This window comes from Streptomyces sp. NBC_00249, assembly GCF_026342355.1.
Lineage (GTDB): Bacteria > Actinomycetota > Actinomycetes > Streptomycetales > Streptomycetaceae > Streptomyces.
Genome location: NZ_JAPEMV010000004.1, coordinates 508,701 through 530,328 on the forward strand (window position 1 = coordinate 508,701; position 21,628 = coordinate 530,328).

22 protein-coding genes and 1 riboswitch are annotated in these 21,628 nt (G+C 71.0%); of the genes, 10 read left to right on the forward strand and 12 right to left on the reverse strand.

Features of this window, described 5'->3' with window-relative positions; genetic code table 11:
* Positions 1-1,386, forward strand: coding sequence for a serine hydrolase (locus tag OOK31_RS20685; RefSeq protein ID WP_267088759.1), 1,386 nt, complete (start codon positions 1-3; stop codon positions 1,384-1,386).
* 38 nt (positions 1,387-1,424) lie between these two features.
* On the opposite strand, the gene OOK31_RS20690 is transcribed toward OOK31_RS20685, so the two are convergent.
* From OOK31_RS20690 to OOK31_RS20700, 3 genes are all read right to left on the reverse strand, one after another.
* A complete protein-coding gene (locus OOK31_RS20690; RefSeq protein WP_267088760.1) occupies positions 1,425-2,600 on the reverse strand; it encodes a winged helix DNA-binding domain-containing protein in 1,176 nt (391 codons plus the stop codon).
* Positions 2,601-2,660: 60 nt separating this feature from the next.
* Positions 2,661-3,122 (reverse strand): GNAT family N-acetyltransferase, encoded by a 462-nt coding sequence (locus OOK31_RS20695; protein ID WP_267088761.1) that lies wholly within the window; start codon positions 3,120-3,122, stop codon positions 2,661-2,663.
* 80 nt (positions 3,123-3,202) lie between these two features.
* On the reverse strand, positions 3,203-4,090 hold the full coding sequence (locus tag OOK31_RS20700; protein WP_267088762.1) for a GNAT family N-acetyltransferase: 888 nt from the start codon (positions 4,088-4,090) through the stop codon (positions 3,203-3,205).
* A gap of 162 nt (positions 4,091-4,252) precedes the next feature.
* Between OOK31_RS20700 and OOK31_RS20705 the strand changes: the two genes are divergently transcribed.
* A complete protein-coding gene (locus OOK31_RS20705) occupies positions 4,253-4,903 on the forward strand; it encodes an HAD family phosphatase (RefSeq protein WP_267088763.1) in 651 nt (216 codons plus the stop codon).
* On the forward strand, positions 4,872-6,230 hold the full coding sequence (locus tag OOK31_RS20710) for a globin domain-containing protein (RefSeq protein WP_267088764.1): 1,359 nt from the start codon (positions 4,872-4,874) through the stop codon (positions 6,228-6,230). Before OOK31_RS20705 ends, OOK31_RS20710 begins: the two co-directional genes overlap by 32 nt.
* 33 nt (positions 6,231-6,263) lie before the next feature.
* Here OOK31_RS20710 and OOK31_RS20715 read toward each other — a convergent pair whose 3' ends face one another.
* The 5 genes from OOK31_RS20715 to OOK31_RS20735 all read right to left on the reverse strand — a co-directional run bounded on the left by OOK31_RS20715 (position 6,264) and on the right by OOK31_RS20735 (position 9,945).
* Positions 6,264-6,743 carry an NUDIX domain-containing protein gene (locus OOK31_RS20715; RefSeq protein WP_267088765.1) on the reverse strand — a complete coding sequence of 160 codons (480 nt, stop codon included), beginning with the start codon at positions 6,741-6,743 and terminating at the stop codon, positions 6,264-6,266.
* Positions 6,744-6,803: 60 nt separating this feature from the next.
* Positions 6,804-7,700 carry a LysR family transcriptional regulator gene (locus OOK31_RS20720; RefSeq protein WP_267088766.1) on the reverse strand — a complete coding sequence of 299 codons (897 nt, stop codon included), beginning with the start codon at positions 7,698-7,700 and terminating at the stop codon, positions 6,804-6,806.
* Between the two features lie 178 nt (positions 7,701-7,878).
* Positions 7,879-9,045 (reverse strand): cystathionine gamma-lyase, encoded by a 1,167-nt coding sequence (locus OOK31_RS20725; RefSeq protein ID WP_267088767.1) that lies wholly within the window; start codon positions 9,043-9,045, stop codon positions 7,879-7,881.
* The gene (locus OOK31_RS20730) at positions 9,042-9,554 is read right to left on the reverse strand and encodes a low molecular weight protein-tyrosine-phosphatase (protein WP_267088768.1); all 513 of its coding nucleotides are present in this window, start codon (positions 9,552-9,554) and stop codon (positions 9,042-9,044) included. Before OOK31_RS20730 ends, OOK31_RS20725 begins: the two co-directional genes overlap by 4 nt.
* Before the next feature lie 10 nt (positions 9,555-9,564).
* Positions 9,565-9,945 carry a phage holin family protein gene (locus OOK31_RS20735; RefSeq protein ID WP_267088769.1) on the reverse strand — a complete coding sequence of 127 codons (381 nt, stop codon included), beginning with the start codon at positions 9,943-9,945 and terminating at the stop codon, positions 9,565-9,567.
* Between the two features lie 93 nt (positions 9,946-10,038).
* On the opposite strand from OOK31_RS20735, the gene OOK31_RS20740 reads away from it, so the two are divergent.
* From OOK31_RS20740 to OOK31_RS20755, 4 genes are all read left to right on the forward strand, one after another.
* On the forward strand, positions 10,039-10,356 hold the full coding sequence (locus OOK31_RS20740; RefSeq protein WP_030225259.1) for a cupin domain-containing protein: 318 nt from the start codon (positions 10,039-10,041) through the stop codon (positions 10,354-10,356).
* A gap of 124 nt (positions 10,357-10,480) precedes the next feature.
* Entirely contained in the window at positions 10,481-10,708 is a 228-nt protein-coding gene (locus OOK31_RS20745; RefSeq protein WP_267088770.1) for a DUF5326 family protein, read from the forward strand.
* 279 nt (positions 10,709-10,987) lie between these two features.
* A complete protein-coding gene (locus OOK31_RS20750; protein ID WP_267088771.1) occupies positions 10,988-11,734 on the forward strand; it encodes an IclR family transcriptional regulator in 747 nt (248 codons plus the stop codon).
* Between the two features lie 97 nt (positions 11,735-11,831).
* Complete coding sequence (locus tag OOK31_RS20755; RefSeq protein WP_267088772.1) at positions 11,832-12,281, forward strand: SsgA family sporulation/cell division regulator; 450 nt, start codon at positions 11,832-11,834, stop codon at positions 12,279-12,281.
* Between the two features lie 122 nt (positions 12,282-12,403).
* On the opposite strand, the gene OOK31_RS20760 is transcribed toward OOK31_RS20755, so the two are convergent.
* Positions 12,404-13,828, reverse strand: a complete 1,425-nt coding sequence (locus OOK31_RS20760; protein WP_267088773.1) for a YibE/F family protein — start codon at positions 13,826-13,828, stop codon at positions 12,404-12,406.
* 39 nt (positions 13,829-13,867) lie between these two features.
* Positions 13,868-14,012, forward strand: a riboswitch (TPP riboswitch).
* On the opposite strand from OOK31_RS20760, the gene thiC reads away from it, so the two are divergent.
* On the forward strand, positions 14,007-15,794 hold the full coding sequence (gene thiC / locus OOK31_RS20765) for a phosphomethylpyrimidine synthase ThiC (protein ID WP_267088774.1): 1,788 nt from the start codon (positions 14,007-14,009) through the stop codon (positions 15,792-15,794). Its footprint overlaps the riboswitch before it by 6 nt.
* Positions 15,795-15,976: 182 nt before the next feature.
* Complete coding sequence (locus OOK31_RS20770; protein ID WP_267088951.1) at positions 15,977-17,026, forward strand: aldo/keto reductase; 1,050 nt, start codon at positions 15,977-15,979, stop codon at positions 17,024-17,026.
* Here the strand turns inward: OOK31_RS20770 and OOK31_RS20775 are convergent.
* Positions 17,023-18,189, reverse strand: a complete 1,167-nt coding sequence (locus tag OOK31_RS20775; RefSeq protein WP_267088775.1) for a glycosyltransferase — start codon at positions 18,187-18,189, stop codon at positions 17,023-17,025. The genes OOK31_RS20770 and OOK31_RS20775 overlap by 4 nt on opposite strands.
* 258 nt (positions 18,190-18,447) lie before the next feature.
* Between OOK31_RS20775 and OOK31_RS39410 the strand changes: the two genes are divergently transcribed.
* Positions 18,448-19,380: a hypothetical protein gene (locus OOK31_RS39410; RefSeq protein ID WP_323188236.1), complete on the forward strand. Its 933-nt coding sequence runs from the start codon at positions 18,448-18,450 to the stop codon at positions 19,378-19,380.
* Positions 19,381-19,386: 6 nt separating this feature from the next.
* Here the strand turns inward: OOK31_RS39410 and OOK31_RS20785 are convergent, their stop codons facing one another.
* Both OOK31_RS20785 and OOK31_RS20790 read right to left on the reverse strand, forming a co-directional pair.
* Positions 19,387-20,205: a hypothetical protein gene (locus tag OOK31_RS20785; protein ID WP_267088776.1), complete on the reverse strand. Its 819-nt coding sequence runs from the start codon at positions 20,203-20,205 to the stop codon at positions 19,387-19,389.
* Positions 20,206-20,353: 148 nt separating this feature from the next.
* Positions 20,354-21,589: a metallophosphoesterase gene (locus OOK31_RS20790; RefSeq protein WP_323188237.1), complete on the reverse strand. Its 1,236-nt coding sequence runs from the start codon at positions 21,587-21,589 to the stop codon at positions 20,354-20,356.
* Positions 21,590-21,628: the final 39 nt, after the last annotated feature.

Here is a 21,628-nt window from a genome sequence, read left to right on the forward strand (position 1 = left end):
ATGGATGAGCTCTCTGAAGACCTGGAACTTCTACCCTCCACCCGGCGCGCGCTGAGGCACCGGATCGCCGTCGCGCAGAGCGAGGGCCGGTCCCCGTCTCTGGTGGCCGCCGTCGTACGGGGCGGCGAGGTGGTCTGGGAGGGCTCCCGTACCTCCGTCGAGGGCCACGGCCCGGACGGCGGCGTGCAGTACCGGATCGGGTCGATCACCAAGACCTTCACGGCCGTTCTGGTCATGCGGCTGCGCGACGAGGGGCTCCTGGACCTCTCCGATCCGCTGGGCAGGCACCTTCCCGGGACGGGCGCCGACGCGGTGACCATCGGCCAACTGCTCTCCCACACCGGCGGGCTGGCGGCCGAGACCCCGGGCGCCTGGTGGGAACGGTCGTCGGCCGAGCTGCGGCCTGGCCTCGACGAGGTGCTGGGCGAGGACCCCTTCAAGCACGAGCCGGGCCGCAGGCACCACTACTCCAACCCGGGCTACACCCTGCTCGGTTCGCTCGTCGAGGCGCTGCGCGGCAAGCCCTGGGAGGACGTGCTGCGGGCGGAGGTGCTGGAGCCGCTGGGGCTGGACCGTACGAGCGGGCAGCCGCGGGCCCCGCACGCCGGAGGCTGGGCGGTGCACCCGTGGGCGGACCTGATGATGCCGGAGCCGGCGGAGGACCTGGGAGTCATGGCCCCGGCCGGGCAGTTGTGGTCCACGACCGGTGACCTGGCGAAGTTCGCGGTCTTCCTGACCCGGGGCGACGAGCGGGTACTGAGCGCGGAGAGCGTACGGGAGATGCGTACCCCCGCGGTGGCCCCCGAGCCCGGGTCCGAGGAGGCCGGCTACGGACTCGGCGTGCAGCTGAGCGTGCAGGACGGGCGCAGGCTCGCCGGACACAGTGGCTCCCTTCCCGGTTTCCTCGCGGCCCTGTGGCTGAGCGAGGAGGAGGACCTGGCGGCGGTGGTCCTGGCGAACTGCACGTCGGGGGTGGGGCCTTCGATGGTGGCGACGGACCTCATCCGGATCGTCGCACAGGCGGAGCCCCGGTTCCCCGAGCCGTGGCGGCCGTTCAGGGAGGCCGACCAGGTGCCCGTGGAGCTGTGCGGCACCTGGTACTGGGGCACCGCGGCCCACGTGCTGCGCCTGCGGTACGACGGTTCGCTGGAGCTCGGCCCGGCGGGTGCGAGCGGCCGGGCGGCCCGCTTCCGCGGTGAGTCGGACGGTACGTGGACTGGTCTGACGGGTTACTACGCGGGTGAGACGCTGCGCGCGGTACGGCGGGGCGACGGCTCCCTCAGCCATCTGGACCTCGGGTCGTTCGTGTTCACGCGCGAGCCCTACGACCCCCAGGCCCCGGTGCCCGGCGGGGTGGACCCGCAGGGCTGGCGGGGCATCGGCTGACGGTGCGTTCCCTGGCTGGAGCCTGCTGACGGCCTTGCTCAGGCGGTCAGTTCGCGCTCCAGCGGGGTGCGGAAGCGCGGGGTGACGCGGGCCCCGCCCACCCAGTCCGCGAGCCGCGGGGCCTCGGCGGTGACCGCCTTTTCGGCGTCCCCGCCGGGGCTGCCCAGAAGCCGCCAGACGATCTCTCCGTCGGCCCGCTGGGCCCAGCCCCCGACGATCTCGCCGTTCCACCACACGGTCGGGCCGATGTTGCCCGAGTAGTCGAAGAGGGCGGCCCGGTGGGCGGGGTCGAGGTGGAAGGTCCGGTCGGCCCAGCCCATGGCGCTGGGGTCGAGGGCGGGCAGCAGTGCCGCCCAGGGCTCCGGGGCGGGTTCGGGAGCGGTGTCGCCGGGGCCGACGAGGGCTGTCGTACCGTCCTCCAGGCGGACCTGTTCGGGGCCCACGGCCGTCAGGGCCTCGCGTACGTCGGTGAGGGTCCAGCCGGTCCACCACTTGAGGTCGGCCTCGGTGGCCGGCCCGTAGGCGTGCAGCCAGCGCCGGGCGATCTCGGCGCGGGCCTCGGCGGCGGGCAGGTGGGGCCAGGGCCGCGTGTGCACCCAGCGGTACTGGCTGGAGGTCCACGATCCGCGTGGCCGGTCGCGCCGGATCCGGCCGTCCGCCGCGAGGAGGCGGATGACGCGGGTGGCGACACCGGTCTCGGTCTCGTACTTCTTGCCCCGGGCGATGGTGATCTTCTGTCGGAGGGCGGGCACGGCCGCGGAGAGCTGGCTGCCGGTCGAGGGGCCGTGGGCGTCGAGCGCGTCGAGGGCGGCCGTCTCGGCCCGGGCCAGCCAGTCGGCGTCCAGGCCCTGGCCGTCCTGTTCGAGGTGCTTGAGCAGGGTCCGGCGTTCCTTCGCCGCGATGCCCCGGGCGCAGGAGGCGTCCACGTAGGGCGCGAGTTCGATGGAGACGGCGAAGAGCGTGTTGCGCATGCTGAGCATGCGGACGAGGCCGACCTCCTCGTACAGGGCCCGTTCGATCTCGGCCGGGCCGCCCTCGCGCAGGCGGGCCCGGGCGGAGAGGTAGACGGTCGCGGCGTCCGTGGCGTGGAGGGCGACGACCGCGTCCGCGGCCAGCCCCGGCGTGGTGGTGCGGGCCGAGGGGGCCAGGAGGTGCCGCCGGCCGAGCCGGTGGCGACGCTCGGCGGTCGTGACGAGGCGGAGGCGGGGACTCATCCTCCCGATGGTAGGCCGGGCCACCGACGGCGGCCCGGCCCGATCGGGGGGCGGCTGCGGTCAGAGCGCGAGCTTGAACCCGACGTGGGAAGCGGTGAATCCGAGCCGCTCGTAGAAGCGGTGGGCGTCGGTGCGCGAGACGTCCGAGGTGAGCTGGACGAGCTGGCAGCCCTCCTCGCGGGACCGGTCGACGGCCCACTCGACGAACCGGGTGCCCAGGCCGTTGCCGCGCTCGTCCGCGTGCACGCGTACGCCTTCGATGATGGAGCGGGTGGAGCCCTTGCGGGACAGGCCGGGGACGATCGTCAGCTGGAGGGTGCCCACGACGCGCTCGCCGCGGACGGCGACGACCACGTGCTGGTGGGGGTCGTCGGTCAGCCGCTTGAGGGCCGCGACGTACGGGACCAGGTCGTCCGGGGACTCGCGGGTGGCGCCGAGCGGGTCGTCGGCGAGCATGGCGACGATCTCCGGCAGGTCCGCCTCGACTGCGGGGCGGATGATCAGTTCAGGGGTTTCGCTCATGGCGGTTGTCCTTGTCTGTGCCTGCGGCCGGGTCGGCCTGCGGCGTTGTCTGCTGGTGGCGGTCTCGCCCGTGGTGTTCCTCAGCCCGCGGCCACGGTGAGCGGGGCCCAGCGGCGGGTCCAGTCGCCGGGCAGGCCGGGGATGTCGCGGGTCATGACGGCGTTGAAGGCCACGGACTCCAGTCCCCGCTCCTTGAGCCACGTGAGCAGCTCCTCGTGGCGTACGTCGACATCGGTACGCAGGGGGCGTTCGGTGCCTGCGGCCAGGGCGGTCACGAGTGCCTGCGCCGTGGCGGTGTCCCGGGCGATCAGCGGGCCGACGACATGGGTGTCCATGTTGGGCCAGGCGGCGCTGTAGCCGATGAGGCCGCCGGAGGTGTCCTCGGCGACGAGCAGCTGGTCGGCGAAGGCGGGCAGGCGCGTGAGGAGGTGGGTGCGGTCGATGCCGAAGACCTCGGTGTCCAGGCGGATGATCCCGGAGAGGTCCTCGGCGGTGGCCGGCCGCACTCGGCCGGTGTCGGTGGCGGGGCTGCCCGGCGCGGGCCGGAAGGTGCCCCAGAGCATCTCCGCCCGCCCGGTGACGGCGAAGCCGAGCTCCTCGTAGAGCGGGCGGCCGTACGGGGTGGCGTGCAGGGTGAGCGGGATGCCGGCGAGTACCTCGTCGCACACGTGGACCATCAGTCGGCGCCCCAGTCCCTTGCGGGAGTAGCGGTCGGCGACGAGCACCATGCCGATGGCGGCGAGGTCGGGTTTGGCCTGGCGGTCTCCGTAGTGGGTGACCACGCAGGCTGCGGCGAGCCCGCTGCCGTCGGGTGCGTCGATGCCGTAGCCGTTACCGGCGGCGAGCAGCAGCCCCCACTTGTGGTCCTCGCGGGGCCAGCCGCGGTCCTCGGACAGGTCGGCGCAGTGACGGAGGTCGTCCGGCCTCAGCGTGCGGATCGGCAGGTCGTTGAGCGGTGGTGGTGTCACCGGCCCAGAGTGGATCACCGATCGCCGGGGAGTCCAGGGGGTTTGGGCGGCCCGGGGCGATGTTTCACGTGAAACGTCGCTCGGTTTCACGTGAAACATCGCCTGGTTTCACGTGAAACATCGGTTGTTTCACGTGAAACCGAGGGGCTAGCCTCGACCGCTATGACACTGCTCCATCTCTTCGATCTCGACGGAACACTGATGTACGGCTCGGCCGCACCGGTAGAGATCTCCCGGCAGCTCGGCGTGGGCGCGGAGATCGCGGAGCTGGAGCGGGCGTTCGGAGCCCGGGAGATCGGTCCCCACCAGTTCTCGACGGCGGCGCGCGAGCTGTGGTCGGAACTCACCCCGGCGCACGTCCGGGCGGCGTTCGAGGGAGCTCCCTGGCTGGCCGGGATCCGCGACGTCTGGACGGAGATCCGCGAGCGCGGCGACTACTGCGCGGTGATCTCCCTGTCCCCCTCCTTCTTCGTCGAGCTGCTGCTGGAGTGGGGTGCGCACGCCGCGCACGGCTCGGTCTTCCCGGAGGTTCCCTTCACCCGGCCCGTCGACGCGGCGGGGATCCTCACGCCCGAGGGGAAGGTGGATGTCGCAGACCGGCTGTGCGCGCGGTTCGGCGTGACCCGGGACCACTGCGTGGCGTACGGGGACTCCATGACCGACGCCGTCCTCTTCGAGGCGGTCCCGAGGTCGGTGGCGGTGAACGCACGGCCGTATCTGGCGGAGCGTGCGACCTACGTCTACGAGGGCCGTGACCTGCGCGAGGCATACCAGCTTCTCGGTGGGGCACGCCCGGGAGTCGCGGCATCTTAAGGGGAAAGGGGGTTCGAAACGCGCAATTTCCCCATTCCCCCGCAGTGCTCTTGGTCGGCTGGCACGCTGTGAAATCCGGAACCACGGATTCGCGGCCGTGGCGTGTGCAGACCCGACCGAGATGCTCGAAGCGAGGCACCACATGGACGCTCCGCCCACCAGATCGGCAAGACCGACGGGCCGGATACCCTCCGGAGGCGGTGCGAAAGAGCCCTCCCCGGATGCCGTGCTCATCCGCCGGACCCTCGCGGAGATCGCACCCGTCGCCGACAAAGTCACCTCGTACTTCTACGCTCTGGTCTTCACGGGGCACCCCGACGTCCGGGGGATGTTCCCCGCGGCCATGGACGCGCAGCGAGACCGGCTGCTGAAGGCACTGCTGACCGCCGCCGAACACATCGACGACCCGGAGGTGCTCACCCCCTACCTGCGCCGGCTCGGCACCGGTCACCGCAAGTACGGCACCATGGCAGCGCACTACCCGGCCGTGGGAGAGGCCCTGATCGGGGCCCTGACCCGGTACGCGGAGCGCACCTGGGGGCCGGAGACCGAGGCGGCTTGGGTCCGCGCGTACACCGCCATCTCCCAGATCATGATCGACGCGGCCGCCGAGGACGAGACGAGGGCACCGGCCTGGTGGCACGCGGAGGTGGTCTCGCACGATCTGCGGACCCCGGACATCGCGGTGCTGACGGTCCGCCCCGACCAGCCGTACCCCTTCCTCGCCGGCCAGTACACGAGCCTGGAGACCCCGTGGTGGCCACGGGTCTGGCGGCACTACTCCTTCGCCTCGGCGCCCCGCGCGGACGGACTGCTGTCGTTCCATGTCAAGGCCGTTCCGGCGGGCTGGGTCTCCAACGCCCTGGTGCGGCACGCCAGGCCGGGGGACGTGCTCCGGCTGGGGCCGCCGGCGGGATCGATGGTGGTGGACCACAGCACCGACAACGGGATGCTGTGCCTGGGCGGCGGTACCGGCATCGCGCCGATCAAGGCGCTGATCGAGGACGTGGCCGGGCACGGTGAGCGGCGCCCGATGGAGGTCTTCTTCGGGGCCCGCAGCGACGACGACCTCTACGACAAGGACACCCTGCTGGGGCTCCAGCGCTCCCACCCGTGGCTGTCGGTACGGCCGGTGGTCGGTGAGGGGCTGGCGGGCCAGCTGCCCCAGGCGGTCGGCGAGCACGGGCCCTGGAGCTCGTACGACGCCTTCATCTCGGGTCCCCCGGCGATGATCCGCAGCGGTGTGGACGCGCTCAAGCGGATCGGCATCCCGGGGGAGCGGATCCGCTACGACGCGGTCGAGGAGCTGGCGGGCGTCGCCGGCTGAGACCGGTACGGGCCGGCCGGCTCCCCGGCGTGCTCAGCCCAGATCGGGTGCGTGCATGGCGCGCACCCCCTCGATGTTCCCGTCGAGGTAGTGGCGCAGGGAGAGCGGGACGAGATGGACGGCGGCGATGCCGACCCGGCTGAACGGCACGCGGACGATCTCGTACTCGCCCTCGGGCTCGTCGATCTCGGGGCCGTGCCGCAGGCCGGGGTCCATCGATTCGAGGTGGCAGACGAAGAAGTGCTGCACCTTGACCCCGGTCACTCCCCCGGAGGCGATGTGCTCGACGGTGTCGACGAAGCAGGGGACCACATCGGTGATCTTCGCTCCGAGTTCCTCGTGGAGTTCCCGGTGGAGGGCGTCGACGACAGTGGCGTCCGAGGACTCCACTCCCCCGCCTGGGGTGACCCAGTACGGGTCGACGCCGGGCTTGGTGCGCTTGATGAGGATCAGGTCGTCACCGTCGAGCAGGATCGCGCGGGCGGTGCGTTTGACCACTGGACGTTCGGTCATGGGAGAAGAGTGGCCCAGGACTCCGCTCCGCAAACGCGTCACGGGGCCGGAAGCGGGGGCTCACCAGTGCGCGGCGGCGCGTACGAGGCGGTCGTGGGCCCGTGCGAGATGGGCGAGGCCCAGGCTGCCGGCCCGCACGACGAGGAACCAGGTGCGCAGCGGTGGCACGGCGGGATCGAGCAGGGCGACGATCCGGCCGGAGTCCAGGGCCTCCCGGCACAGGTAGCGGGGCAGGACGGCGAGGCCGCCACCTGCCTGTACGCATTCCAGGACGGCCCGCAGATCGGGCACCACGACGGTGGCGGCGCATTCGGGGACGAGGTCGAAGACGGCGCCCCAGTAGCGGGTGACGAGCGGCAGGCTCTCGTGGACCTCGACGACCGGGATCCCTTCGAGGGCCACCGGGCCCTTGTCGAGCAGTTCGGCCCGGTCGACCAGGGCGGCCCAGTACGGCGCCGCGACCAGGACCTGTTCCTCGTCGCAGAGGGCGCTGGCGGTGAACAGGCCGCCGCGCGGCCGGGAGGTGGTGACGACCAGGTCGTGCTGTCCGGCGGCCAGCCCGTCCAGGGTCTCCTTCGCGTCGGGAGCGAGGGCGGTGCGCAGGGTCTGGCCCTGTCCGACGAGCGGGGCGAGGACGGGCAGCACCCGCAGGGACAGGAACTCCGGGGGTCCGGCGAGGTGCAGGGTGCGTAACGCCCCGGCGGCTTCGCGCTCGGTCTCGGTGATCCGCAGCAGGGCGTCGAGGTGCGGGGCGGCCTTGTGGGCCAGCTCGTCACCGACGGCGGTGGGGGTGACGCCGCGGGCCCGGCGGTGGAAGAGGGGCCGGCCGATCTGGCGTTCGAGGGTGCGGATCTGTGAGGTGACGGCGGGCTGGGACAGCCCGAGGAGCGAGGCGGCCCGGGTGAACGAGCCGGCCCGGTGCACGGCAACGAAGGTACGCAGCAGGGCCAGGTCCATTTTTCGGCCCCTCTCGGTGGGGGCCTTCAACTATAAATATGCCGATAGGCCCCTGTCGTTACCGTGATTGGACTCTGACGCTGGGTCAACTAGCCTTGTCGTCGAGGTTCTTGTGTGAGGGAACCGGGGCGGTCCGAGCCACCAGGGGGGAGGCTCGGACCGTCCTGCCCCGCCTGGTTCAGGCCCCGGACGCGGCGCGATCGAGGGCGCGCAGCACGTCCGCGACCAAGTCCTCGGGGTTCTCGGCGCCGGCGGAGAAGCGGATGAAGCCCTCCGGGACGGCGTCCCCGCCCCAGCGTCCGCGCCGCTCGGCGGTGGACCGTACTCCACCGAAACTCGTGGCGTTCTCCACCAGGTGCAGGGCCTCCATGAAGCGCTCCGCGTGCGCGCGGTCCGGCAGGGTGAAGGAGACCACCGAGCCGAAACCGCTCATCTGCCGGGCGGCCGTCTTGTGGGACGGGTCCGACGGGAGGCCGGGGTAGCGCAGCCCGGTGATCTCGGTGCGGTCGGCCAATGCCTCCGCCACGGCCAGTGCGTTGCCCCACTGGCGCTCGGCACGCAGCTGGATGGTGGCCAGGGAGCGGTGGGCGAGCCACGCCTCCATCGGGCCCGGGATCGCACCGACGATCTTGCGCCAGCGGCGGATGCCCGCGGCGAGCTCCCGGTCGCGGCACACGACGTAGCCGAGCAGCAGGTCGCCGTGGCCGGTGAGCCCCTTGGTCCCGCTGGCCACGGAGAAGTCCGCGCCGAATTCCAGCGGCCGCTGCCCGAGCGGGGTCGCGAGGGTGTTGTCGACGGCGACCAGGGTGCCGCCGGCGTGCGCGGCCGCCACGAGGCGGCGTACGTCGCAGACGTCGAGCCCCGGGTTGGACGGGGTTTCGATCCACAGGAGACGCGCCCCGTCGAGGGCCCGGAGCTGGGCGTCGTCCGCGGTCGGCGCGGTGCGCACGTGGATCCCGTACGCCTCGAGCTGCTCGCGGACCAGGGGCAGCGCCTGGTAACCGTCGTCGGGCAGGACGACGGTGTCGCCGGTGCGGGCCTGGGAGAGCAGGACGGCGGAGACGGCCGCCATGCCGGAGGCGAAGACGACGGTGTCCACGTCGTCCCGGCCCGGGGCCTCCAGCTCGCCGATGGCCCGTTCCAGCAGGGTCCAGGTGGGGTTGGTGTCGCGGCCGTACTGGTACGGGCCCGTCACGTCGCCGGGTAGGTGGAAGTGGGCGGCGAAGACCGGTCCGGGCAGCGGCGGCTCGTTCTTGACGGGCTCGGGCAGTCCGGCGCGCACGGCCCGGGTCCCCTCGCCGTACCGGGGCGCGCCGTCCGCCTCGCCGGCGGGGTGGGCGTTCACAGGGAGTGCTCCTTCACTGCGGCGCGTACGGCGTCCAGCAGGCCGGGGCTCGCCGCTTCGACCTGCTCCAGGCATGCGTGGAACCCGTCGAGCGAGCCGTAGTAGGGGTCCGGTACGTCGAGGGCGTCCGGTACGTCGTCACGGGCGGCGGCCCGGGCCGCCGGGTCGTAGGAGCGCAGCAGGCGGACCTTCGCGGCGTCCTCGGGGGTGGCGGCGAGGGCGCGCAGGTCACGCAGGTGGCCGACGTCGAGCGCGATGACGAGGTCGAGACGGTCGAACCAGGAGGTCCGGAACTGCCGGGCCCGGTGGGCCTGCTCGTACCCGGCGGCCTCCAGGACGGCGACGGTGCGCGGGTCGGCGCCGTCGCCCTCGTGCCAGCCGCCGGTGCCGGCGCTGTCCACCTCGACCAGGCCGTCGAGCCCGGCCTCGGCCACGTGGGAGCGGAAGACGGCCTCGGCCATGGGCGAGCGGCATATGTTGCCGGTGCAGACGAAGCACACGCGGTACATGGGCGGCCGCTCAGCGCTTGTCGGGCAGGGCCAGGTTCACGGCCCAGGAGACGATGGAGATGATCAGGCCGCCGAGGACCGCGGTCCAGAAGCCGTCGACGTGGAAACTGAGGTTGAACTGCTCGGCCAGCCACGAGGTCAGCAGCAGCATCAGGGCGTTCACGACGAGGGTGAACAGGCCCAGGGTGAGGACGAAGAGCGGGAACGACAGCAGCTTCACCACGGGCTTGACGATGAAGTTGACCAGGCCGAAGACCAGCGCGACCAGGATCAGCGTGAGAGTGCGGCGGCCCATGCTGCTGCCGTCGTCGAGCGTGATGCCCGCGAGCAGCCAGATGGCCACGGCCAGGGCCGCCGCGTTGGCGAGCGTCTTGACTACGAAATTCGTCATGTGTCTGATCGTGGCAGAGAAGATCCTGGTCGCACATCAGCAGATCAGCGGATCCCGGCGCAGCACTGAGCAACAGCAAGGGGCACGACAAGGATGAAGGCCTTCCGGCTGGACGAACTCGAGGCGGAGCGGGCGGCCAACGACGGCGCCTACCTGCAGTTCCTGCGCGAGCGGAACATGTCGGTGGGGCTGTACGCGCTCGACGCCGGCCAGAGCGACCCGCAGCAGCCGCACCGTCAGGACGAGGTGTACTTCGTGGTGAGCGGCCGTGCCTCGATCACGGTGGGGGAGGAGACGACGACCGTCGCGAACGGGAGCGTCGTCTACGTACCGGCGGGTGTGCCGCACAAGTTCCACCACATCACCGAGCCGTTGAAGGTGATGGTGGTGTTCTCCCCGCCGGAGGGCTGAGGGTTGCGGCCCCTCTCCCCCTAGGGGGCGGATCAGGGGGTTCCGGGGGCTCGCGGGCCCCCGGACGAGGCCGTGGACTCCTAGCATTTGAGCAGGAAGTCACGGACGAGGAAGAGGTAGGGACATGGACGGGATCCGAGCGATGTTCGCGGGTATGCCGTGGTGGGTGAAGTGGGTCGCCGTTCCGCTGCTGGCGCTCTTCGTCTTCGGTGGGGTGATCACCAGCATCCTGGGTGCGCTGATCTCGATCGTCTTCAAGGTGCTGCTCTTCGCCGCGCTCGTCGGCGGTCTGATCTTCGTCGTGAAGAAGTTCCGCGGAGACCGTGCGAAGTCCCCCTCCGGAGAGTGGTAGGACGCTCCGCCTCCCCTGCTACCGGGATTGACCCAGGCGGGGGAACGTGAGGGGTCAATCCGCTCACACGCCGGGAATCGGTGGATAGAGTGGCAATCTGTGCCGTTCCCTGGGCACCGACAGCCGGTACCTCCGCTCTGAACAGGCGGTCACGGCCACAGCCGCCGAGCACGACCCCCAGGAGCCGCGGCACACGCGGGGGCGGCCCCCGCAGGGTGGGCCCCCACAGCCCGCCGCCACGCCTGGGGGTGAGCTTTGTCTTCGGTTCACAATGCCGGTGTGCCGACTCTCATCGGTTCGGTGCAGAGGGCGCTGAGGTTGCTTGAGGCGGTGGGCTCCCATAGTGAGGGAGCCCCGGCGAAGCAACTGGCCCGTGAGGCCGGGCTCCCGCTCCCCACCGCGTACCACCTGCTGCGCACCCTGACGCACGAGGGCTATCTGCGCCGGGAGAGCGGGGTCTTCGTCCTCGGTGAGGCCGCCGGGCGGCTGGCCGGTGGCGGACTTCAGCAGAAACGTCGCAGCATGATCCTCGACTCGCTCGCGCACTTCCGCGACGCGGTCGGGGCGCCCGTCTACTTCGCGGTCTTCCGCGAGGGTGAGATCGAGGTCGTGGGCGTCTCGGACACCCCGGCCCACCCGGCCTGCGAGGAGTGGGCCGACTTCCGCGAGACCGGCCACGCGCACGCCATCGGCCAGTGCCTGCTGGGCCAGCTCGACGAGAAGACGCGCAAGGAGTACTACGACCGGCACCCGGTCCAGAGCGTCACGCCGTACACCGTGCGCGATCTGCACGCCCTGGAGCAGCGGATCGGCTCCTGGGAACGCATGCAGCCCGTGGTCGAACGCCAGGAATACGCCCTGGGCACGGTGTGTGCGGCCATCCCCATCACCGCCGGCGACGCCGCCGCGACCATGGCGATTTCTCTCCCTGTGCACCAGGAATCCCGGTTGCTCTATGTGGTCGATCGACTACGGAGTGAAGTAGGCGCGCTGTTGAGCACCCTCTCGTTCTCTATCAGTATCTGAAAACTCACTCCTTGTGATCTGCTAGCGCTTCCACCACTCTTGTCAAGAGGGTCCTGGGGGATCATTCCTGGCCACTTCCACTACATCGGGGTAGGCAATGCGCGAGTCGGTACAGGCAGAGGTCATGATGAGCTTCCTCGTTTCCGAGGAGCTCTCGTTCCGGATTCCGGTGGAACTCCGGTACGACGCTCGTGACCCCTACGCAGTGCGCCTGACTTTTCACCTTCCCGGAGACGCGCCCGTGACCTGGGCGTTCGGCCGGGAACTGCTTCTCGACGGCATCAACAAGCCGTGCGGTGACGGGGACGTGCACATCGCCCCCACCGACCCGGAAGAGCTGTCGGACGTCCACATCCGTCTCCAGGTCAGCGGCGACCGGGCCCTGTTCCGCGCCAGCGCGGCGCCACTCGTCGCGTTCCTCGACCGGACCGACCGGCTTGTTCCACTCGGTCAGGAGCGCAACCTCGGCGACTTCGAGGAGAACCTCGACGAGGCGCTCGGCAAGATCCTCGCCGGATCGCAGCAGAACGAGCGCAACGCGGGCTGAGGCGACGCCCGTCGACGGACCGGCTCAGCGTGCCGAAGCGCTGAGCGCCACGTCGTCGCCCTCCTTCACCGGGACGGGGCCCGCGCGCGACCCGACCAGCCGCGCCCGTCCCTCCCTCTCCTTCAGCGCTTGCGCCGCCGGCCCCGGCCACCGCGGGCCGGTGTCGAGGCCGGAGCGGCGGCCGGGGATACCGGCCGGTCCGCCGAAACCACCAGCGCGGCCAGCGCCGTGGTCACGGGCACCGAAGCCACGAGCCCGATCGAGCCCACCAGCGTCCGTACGATCTCCTCCGCGACCAGCTCGCTGTTGGCCACGGAGCCCATGCTGCTGTTCGCGATCGAGAACAGCAGGAGCAGTGGCAGTGCGGCGCCGGCGTAGGCCAGGACCAGGGTGTTGACCACCGAGGCGATGTGGTCGCGGCCGATCCTGATGGCCGCCCGGTACAAGCCCCTGGGGCCCATCCCGGGGTCCGCCTGGTGCAGTTCCCAGACCGCCGAGGTCTGGGTGACCGTCACGTCGTCGAGCACGCCGAGCGATCCGATGATCACTCCTGCGAGCAGCAAACCGCTCATGTCGATTTCGGGGTACAACCCGTGGATCAACCCGGTGTTGTCGTCCGTGTTCCCGCTGAGGAACGCCCAGTCGATGAACCACGAGCCCAGCAGCCCGATCAGCAGCAGCGAGATCAGCGTGCCGAGCACGGCCACCGAGGTCCGGGCCGTCAGACCGTGGCACATGTACAGGGCGATCAGCATGATCGCGCTGGCTCCGACCACCGCGACGACCAGGGGGTTCGAGCCCTGGAGGATCGCCGGGAGGATGAAGAGGGTCAGGATGCCGAAGCTGATGACGAGCGCGATGAGCGCGAACAGCCCGCGCATCCGGCCGACGACGACGACCGCGACGGCGAAGATGGCGGCCAGCAGCGCCATCGGGACCTTCCGGTTCACGTCGATCACGGAGTACTGGAGGTCGCGCGGCGCGTCCGGCGCGTAGGCGACCACCACCTCCTGATCCTGTGACAACTGCCGTGGCGCGCCGGGCTGGACGATCTCGAAGAAGGCCCGGCCCTTGTCCGGGCCGCTGGTGACCTCGACGGTGGCCTTCTTGCACTCGCCGTTCTGCCCGGCGAGCGCCTCGCGGCCCTGGGGGGTGGAGGTGTCGCCGGTGGGGGGCACTTGGGCGGCGTTGACGGATTTGCAGTCGACCTTCGCCAGAGCGACGACCTTGCCCTGCTGGGTCTGGCGGTCGAAGCCCACGCCGGTGCGTTCGTGGGCCGGCGCGCCGCCGGGCCAGAGCACGGCCATGCCGATGAGGACGGCGGCGGCGAAGGGGATCAGGACGGCGGCGATGACCTTGCGCAGGTGCTTGGAGACCGGGGCCGCCGGTCCGTGGCTGTGGCTGTGGGAATGGCCGTGGGAGGGGCCGGCCGCATGTCCGTGGGACGCGTGCTCGTGACCGGTTTGGCCCGTGGGTTCTGTGAGCTCATTGGGGGGCTGCGGCGAGGACTTCACCGGCAGATCATCGCAAGAGATGAGGGGGCCCACTGTTCAGCACGCCACAGATGACGCTAGCGTGGGGGCACCTTTGCACAACGCGGGAGCTCGGAGCACCGGGCTGAGAGGGCGCTGATCACCGTACGCGCATGAGAATGCGTACGGGAAGAGGCTGCGTCGACCGCCGAACCTGTTACCGGGTAATGCCGGCGTAGGGAGATCAGGTCTCATGACCATTCAGGACGCACGCACGCCTGCCGTCAGCCAGGACACCGACGGCCAGACCGAGCGCCAGCCCGGCTGGCACAAGGGATACCTGGCGGGCTCCCGCCCCGACATCCGGGTGCCGGTCCGCCAGGTCCACCTCACCAACGGCAAGGACGTCACGCTCTACGACACGTCCGGTCCGTACACCGATCCGACGATCGAGACCGATGTCCGCCGGGGACTCGCGCCGCTGCGCGAGAACTGGATCATCGGCCGCGGTGACACCGAGGAGTACGCGGGCCGTCCCGTGCGCCCCGAGGACGACGGCATCAAGCACACCTCTCCGCGCGGTGGCCTCAAGAACCTCGACGCGGTCTTCCCGGGCCGTCCGCGCCAGCCCCGCCGGGGCCGCGGCGGCGCCGCCGTCACCCAGCTCGCGTACGCCCGCCGGGGCGAGATCACCCCGGAGATGGAGTACGTCGCCATCCGCGAGAACGTCTCCCCCGAGGTCGTCCGTGAGGAGATCGCCGCAGGTCGCGCGGTGCTTCCCGCGAACGTTAACCACCCGGAGATCGAGCCGATGATCATCGGCAAGCGCTTCCTGGTGAAGGTCAACGCCAACATCGGCAACTCCGCTGTCACCTCCTCCATCGAGGAGGAGGTCGACAAGATGACCTGGGCGACCAAGTGGGGCGCCGACACGGTCATGGACCTCTCGACCGGCCGCAACATCCACACCACGCGCGAGTGGGTCCTGCGCAACTCCCCCGTCCCGATCGGCACCGTGCCGCTCTACCAGGCGCTGGAGAAGGTCGACGGCCGTGCCGAGGACCTGACCTGGGAGATCTACAAGGACACGGTCATCGAGCAGGCCGAGCAGGGCGTCGACTACATGACGGTCCACGCCGGCGTGCTGTTGCCCTACGTGCCGCTGACGGCCCGCCGCAAGACCGGCATCGTCTCGCGCGGTGGCTCGATCATGGCTGCCTGGTGCCTGGCGCACCACAAGGAGAACTTCCTCTACACGAACTTCGAGGAGCTCTGCGACATCCTCGCGACGTACGACGTCACGTACTCGCTGGGTGACGGCCTGCGCCCGGGGTCCATCGCGGACGCCAACGACGCGGCCCAGTTCGCGGAGCTGAAGACGCTGGGCGAGCTCAACACGATCGCCAAGCGCCACAACGTGCAGACCATGATCGAGGGCCCGGGCCACGTCCCGATGCACAAGATCAAGGAGAACATCGACCTCCAGCAGGAGATCTGCGAGGAGGCGCCGTTCTACACGCTCGGCCCGCTGACCACCGACGTCGCGCCCGCCTACGACCACATCACCTCGGGCATCGGCGCCGCGATGATCGCCTGGTGGGGCACCGCGATGCTCTGCTACGTCACGCCCAAGGAGCACCTGGGCCTCCCGAACCGGGACGACGTGAAGACCGGCGTCATCACCTACAAGATCGCCGCTCACGCGGCCGACCTGGCCAAGGGACACCCCGGTGCCCAGGAGTGGGACGACGCGCTGTCGGACGCGCGGTTCGAGTTCCGCTGGGAGGACCAGTTCAACCTGGCCCTCGACCCGGACACGGCCCGTGAGTTCCACGACGAGACCCTCCCGGCCGAGCCGGCCAAGACCGCGCACTTCTGCTCGATGTGCGGTCCGAAGTTCTGCTCCATGAAGATCTCGCAGGACATCCGCCGTGAGCACGGCGGGGACCTGAAGGCCGACGAGATCCAGGCGGGCATGGCGGAGAAGTCCGCCGAGTTCGCCGCCTCGGGCAACCGCGTCTACCTGCCGCTGGCGGACTGACACCACACGCGGGGGGAGTGCTGCTCCCGTCCGGCGGACGTCGCCGTACGGGAGCAGCACCGTGCGGCCGTGCACGGGTCCGCCGGACCGGGGGGACCGGCGGACCCGGCACAGGTGACGGACCGGCCGGGCGGCTCTTGACCTGGAGCGCGCTCCAGCTCCTAGAGTGCGGCCACATGACCATGCGATACCGAAATCTGGGCGGGACCGGCATTGAGGTGAGTGCTCACTGCCTCGGCACGATGATGTTCGGGGCGGTGGGGAACCCGGACCACGAGGACTGCGTGCGGATCATCCACGCCGCGCTCGACCGGGGCATCAACTTCGTGGACACCGCGGACATGTACTCCGCGGGGGAGTCCGAGGTGATCGTCGGCAAGGCCCTCAAGGGGCGCCGTGACGACGTGGTGCTCGCCACCAAGGTGCACTTCCAGATGGGCGAGGGCCGCAACCGCAGCGGGAACTCGCGGCGCTGGATCGTCCGTGCCGTGGAGGACAGCCTGCGTCGGCTCGACACCGACTGGATCGACCTCTATCAGGTGCACCGGCCGGACCACACGACCGATGTCGAGGAGACCCTGTCCGTCCTGGGTGATCTGGTGCGGGCCGGGAAGATCCGGTCCTTCGGGTGCTCGACCTTCCCGGCCGAGGAGCTGGTCGAGGCCCACCACGTCTCCGAACGGCGGGCGCTGCCCCGGTTCCGGACCGAGCAGCCGCCGTATTCGATCCTCGCGCGCGGCATCGAGGGCGATGTGCTGCCGGTCGCCCGCCGGTACGGGATGGGCGTGCTGACCTGGAGTCCGCTCGCCTCCGGCTTCCTGAGCGGGAAGTACCGGCTCGGCGGTCCCGTCGATCTGACCTCGGGCCGGGCGGCGCTGACACCCGCTCGCTTCGATCCGGCGATCCCCGGCAACGTCGTCAAGCTGGAGGCCGTGGAACGACTCGTCGAGCTCGCCGAAGAGATCGGCTGCACGCTGCCGGAGCTGGCCGTCGCCTTCCCCGTCGCGCACCCGGCCGTCACCTCGGTGATCATCGGCCCCCGGACCATGGAGCAGATGGAGTCGCTGGTCAAGGGGGCCGGTCTGGTCCTCGACGACGAGGTGCTCGACCGGATCGACGAGATCGTGGCACCGGGTGTGAACCTCTACCACCCGGACGGGGCCTGGCGCCCGCCGGCCCTGACGGATGCCGGCCTGCGGCGGCGGGCGCTCAGCGACCGGGCCGCGGGCTAGACCGCCGCGGGTCGCGATGTTTCACGTGAAACATCGGCCGATGCCTCGGGTGTCCGGGATGCCTGGGACGCCTGCGATGTTTCACGTGAAACAGGGACGGACGGACGCAGGGCCGCCACCGCGAAGCCACGGTTCGTCTCTGTCTGACGGCGGTACTCCTCCGGCAGGTCGGGCATGGCCAGGAGCCGGTCGCAGGCCTCGACCGAGCCGGCCATGTCCCCGGTCCAGTACGCGGTGATCGAGTGCTCGAAGAGCAGCCCCCACCGGTACACCCAGGGCTGGACGAAGAGCAGGTCCTGCGGGGCCGCCCGGTCGAGGACCATCGAGGTGATCGCGTGGGCCGAGTGGTGGCGGCCGAGCACCCGGAGCCGGCTGGCCAGCTCGTAACAGGCCTCCAGTCGGCCGGGCCGTGAGTCCCAGGCCCGCGAGAAGGCGTCCATGGCGGCGGGCCAGTCCCCGGAGTCGCCGTACAGGACGCCGACCTGGAGGAGGGAGTAGTAGACCTCCTCGGCCCAGTCGCCCATGGCGGCCCGGCGCTCGTAGAGCTTGATCGAGGCCGCGGTGTCGCCCATGTCGCGCATCGTCTGGGCCAGGTAGAACACCGTCCGGGAGTTGTTCGGGTCGCGTTGGAGCTCCGCGCCGAGCAGGCGTGCGTCCCGTTCGTACTTGTCGTGCCGGGAGCCGCCGTCCGCGTGGTCCTCGATGAAGAGCGCGTCGAGGTTCTCCTGGAGGCCGGGCCGCTGGTTGTTCTCGTCGCGGCGGTCGCAGGTGAGGTACTCGTGGGTGACGCCCTCGTACCGCCAGGGGAGATCGGCACGGACCAGACGCTTGATGCGGTACTCGGTCGAGCCCTGGTGGCGGAGCATGTACGAGTCCGCGGTCAGCGTGGGCAGCGGGCCGACGCGGCGCAGGACGAGGTCGGCATCGAGGAGGAGCAGGTAGTCCGCTTTGCCGCGGGCGTGCGCGATGTTCAGGCTCCGGTTGTGCCCGAAGTCCCGCCAGGGCTCCTCGTACAGCTCGCCGGGGATCCCGCGCAGGGCGGAGCGGATCAGTTCCTGGGTGCCGTCGGTGGATCCGGTGTCGGAGATGACCCAGGTGTCGATGAGGTCCCGTACGGAGTCGAGGCAGCGCTCGATGACGGCGGCCTCGTTCTTCACGATCATGCAAAGGCAAATGGTCGGCTTCACGGCCGCTGACCCTAGGGAAAGGGCCCGGCAGCGGGTGGACGGCACGCCGGTACGCGACCCCGGGCGGCCCTGTCGCACACGGCCATGTGGCTCCCTGGCGTGGGCCGTTCCGATGACACCCGGGCGCGCCGCACGGCGGCGGGGGGTGGGGGCTCCTCAGGATGTCGCGCGGAGTCCGATCAGATTTGCGGACTTCAGAGAAGCATTCAATCCGGTGTGCGCGAGGAGCAGTACATGAGTTCTGAGGACAGGTCCCGTACATTCCTGGGTCCGCTTCCCCGGCGGGCGAGTTGGCTGGCCGGTGGCACCCTGGCATCCGTCGCGATGGTCCTGGCGGGCCTCGCGGCTCCCGCCGCGTCGGCCGGGACGCTGGCGACGGGTACCACCGTCGTCCAGGGCGGGGGCGGCGGTGGTGGTGACTGCAAGTCGAACAGGGGTGACGAAGACAAGGCGAAGGCCGCCAAGGCGAACGGGCACGACAACGACTGCAAGGTGGGTCCGACCGGCCCGCGCGGCCCGCGCGGCCACAAGGGCGACACCGGTCCGACGGGTCCGACGGGTCCGACGGGGCCCGCTGGAGTGGACGGCGCGACCGGCCCGACGGGGCCCGCTGGAGTGGACGGCGCGACCGGCCCGACGGGTCCGACCGGGCCCGCTGGAGTGGACGGCGTGACGGGTCCGACGGGGCCCGCTGGAGTGGACGGCGTCACCGGTCCGACGGGTCCGACCGGACCCCGGGGTGCCAGCGGCGTCTGCTACGACGTCGACGCCCACCGCCCCGCCGCCTCCCGTGAGGTCAAGGCGGTGCTCTCCGCAGGCACTGCCTACGCCGGCATCCGCGACCTGCAGAGCGAGGTGACCCCCTGGCGCTGGTACGACCTGACGACGGTCCCGACGGGCACGGATCCGACCTACCCCGCGGACGCGTGTGCCATCTCGGTCTCCGAGCAGGCCAACATCGTCAATGTCGAGGTCCTGACCACCGGAGGCCTGATCTACGAGACGTCCTGCGACATCGTCCCCGGCACTCCGGACGCCCTGAACTGCACCAGGGTGTGGGCGGCCGCCAATCCCCAGCCCACTCCGGGCGCGAACGGCCTGGCCCGGTTCGCGCACAAGGCGATGAGTCAGGAAGACCGCAACATCAAGCCCCAGGTGGTCAAGTAGCGGCAGTCACTCCGGCTCGTGGTCCGGGCCGCCGAAGTCCGGGCTCGTGAAGTCCGGGGACGTGTAGCCGGGCCGGGGTCCCTGTGACGGGGACCCGGGGCTGGTGAAGTCGGGCCGGGTGTATCCCAGATCGGGGATGCGCCCGGCCCCTGGCGTACGGGGCACCGGGTAGCCCGTCCCGGCGCTCGGATCGGCCAGCGCGTCCCGCAGGAACGGCATGATGCCCCGCTCCAGCAGCGCGTTGCGCCAGGCCTCCCGGGCGCGGGAGAGCTCGTCGGGTATCGCGAGGGCCTCCTCGGCGGCGACTTCGGTGGAGCTGTTGCGCAGGGCGGCCACGAGCAGCCCGATCACCGCGAACAGCAGCGCCGCGACGGTGAGCGCGCCGAAGAGCCAACCGGCCGTCAGCATCGTCTTGGCGAAGGCAGGTTCGGGCTCGACGGCCTTCAGGCTGTAGCCCACCAGCAGGAAGATCAGCATCGCGGTGCCCGCCAGGACCGGCGCGAGCACCGCGACCACGGCAAAGGCGCCGGCGCCGCCGTCCTCGCCCTGGCCGGAGTCGTCCTCGCCGGTGGTGCGGGGCCCGGAGAGTGCCTCGTCACGCAGTTCCTCGCGGACCTTCACGAAGTGGTCGTACTCGGCCGCGGCCGCGGCGGTCAGGAGGGCCCGGGCGCCCAGGGCCATCGTGCGCAGTTGTTCGGCGTTCAGCCGTTCGCCGAGGGCGGCGAGCTCGGGCCGTTCGTCCGCCGTGCGCAGCGCCTCGTCGAGGAGCCGATCGAACTCCGGTCGGTCTTCGGTGAGCAGGTGCGGAGCGCTGGTCATGTGCATCCCCCGATGCTCCGTACAAGCCGGTATGCCCGCGTAGACCCGGGCGCCGGCACAAACGGAGGAGAGCCTGCTACGGATAGAGCGATGGTAGAGCGCCCCGGCCACGGCGTGACAGGGGCTTTCCGGAAATACCCCGCTCAGTGAACCCTCAGTCGCGCAGCGGTAGTTGTACGACCAGCAGTTTGCCCGCCATCGTCACTCCGCCGTCCATCGCGATGGCCAGGCCGTCGGCGTACACGTGCGGGCCGTCCACGGCCTCCGGGCCGCGGGCCTCGTCGCCGTCCTCGGTGCCCACTTCGCCGAGCAGGTACGGGATGGGGCTGTGTCCGTGGACGACTCGGCTGCCGCCGTAGACGTCGAGCAGCTCCCGTGCGGCGGCCGGGCCGCCGTCGTCGCGGAAGGCGAACCGCTTGGTGAACTTGCGGAACAGGTCCCAGGTGATGTCCGCGTCGTTGCGGTTGAGGAGCTCGTGGATGGTGTCGTTGACGTCCTCGATGGAGTCGCCGTAGTCCAGGTATGCGGTGGTGTCGGAGTGCAGGAGCAGGTGCCCGTCCTCCAGGGTGGCCGCGTCCAGCCGGGACATCCACTGGAGGTGTACGTCCTCCAGGCGCTCCATGTCGGTGCGCTGACCGCCGTTGAGCAGCCAGGCGGCCTGGAAGGTGGCGGTGCCGGCGCCGGAGTGCACGGGGGTGTCGCCGAAGCGCTTGGCGCCGATGAGGAGCAGCTCGTGGTTGCCCATGAGCGCCTTGCAGTAGCCGCCGGCGGCGGCGGCCTCGGCGGACAGCCGCATCACGAGGTCGATGACGCCGATGCCGTCCGGGCCGCGGTCGGTGAAGTCGCCGAGGAACCAGAGCCGGGCGTTGCCGGCGGACCAGTGGCGGTCGGCGTCGATGAGGGACTGGGCCTGGAGTTCGGTGACCAGCTCGTCCAGGTAGCCGTGGACGTCGCCGACGACGTAGAGGGGCCCGGGGCCGGAGGCGGGGGCGTCCTGGGGAACGTACTGGACCTGGACGGTGTCGCCGGGTCCGCCGATGGCGCCGCGGCCGATGACGGGCAGGTCGCGCTGCGTGGGCGTGTAGCCGTCGTCGTCGAGGTCGTCGGCGGGGAACTCCGCGTGGTCGGCGGCGCGCTGCTGGGGGACCGTCTCGGCCTCGGGGTACGCCACGGGGGCGGCGGCGGGGTACTCGGCCCGCTCCGGTGCGTACGCGGGCCGCGGGTCGGCCGGGGCGTGTTCGTCGTAGTAGGCGGGGTACTCGCCGTACCCGGAAGTCCCGTCGGACAGACGGGTGGGCACGGCGTACGGCACGGGTTCGGTGACCGGCACCCGGAAGTCCCGCAGCGTGTCCGTCCGCATCGCGGGTCCCTGACCGGCCCCCTGAGTCATCGACCCCTCCACCACCGTCGCGCTGCCGTACACCTGCGG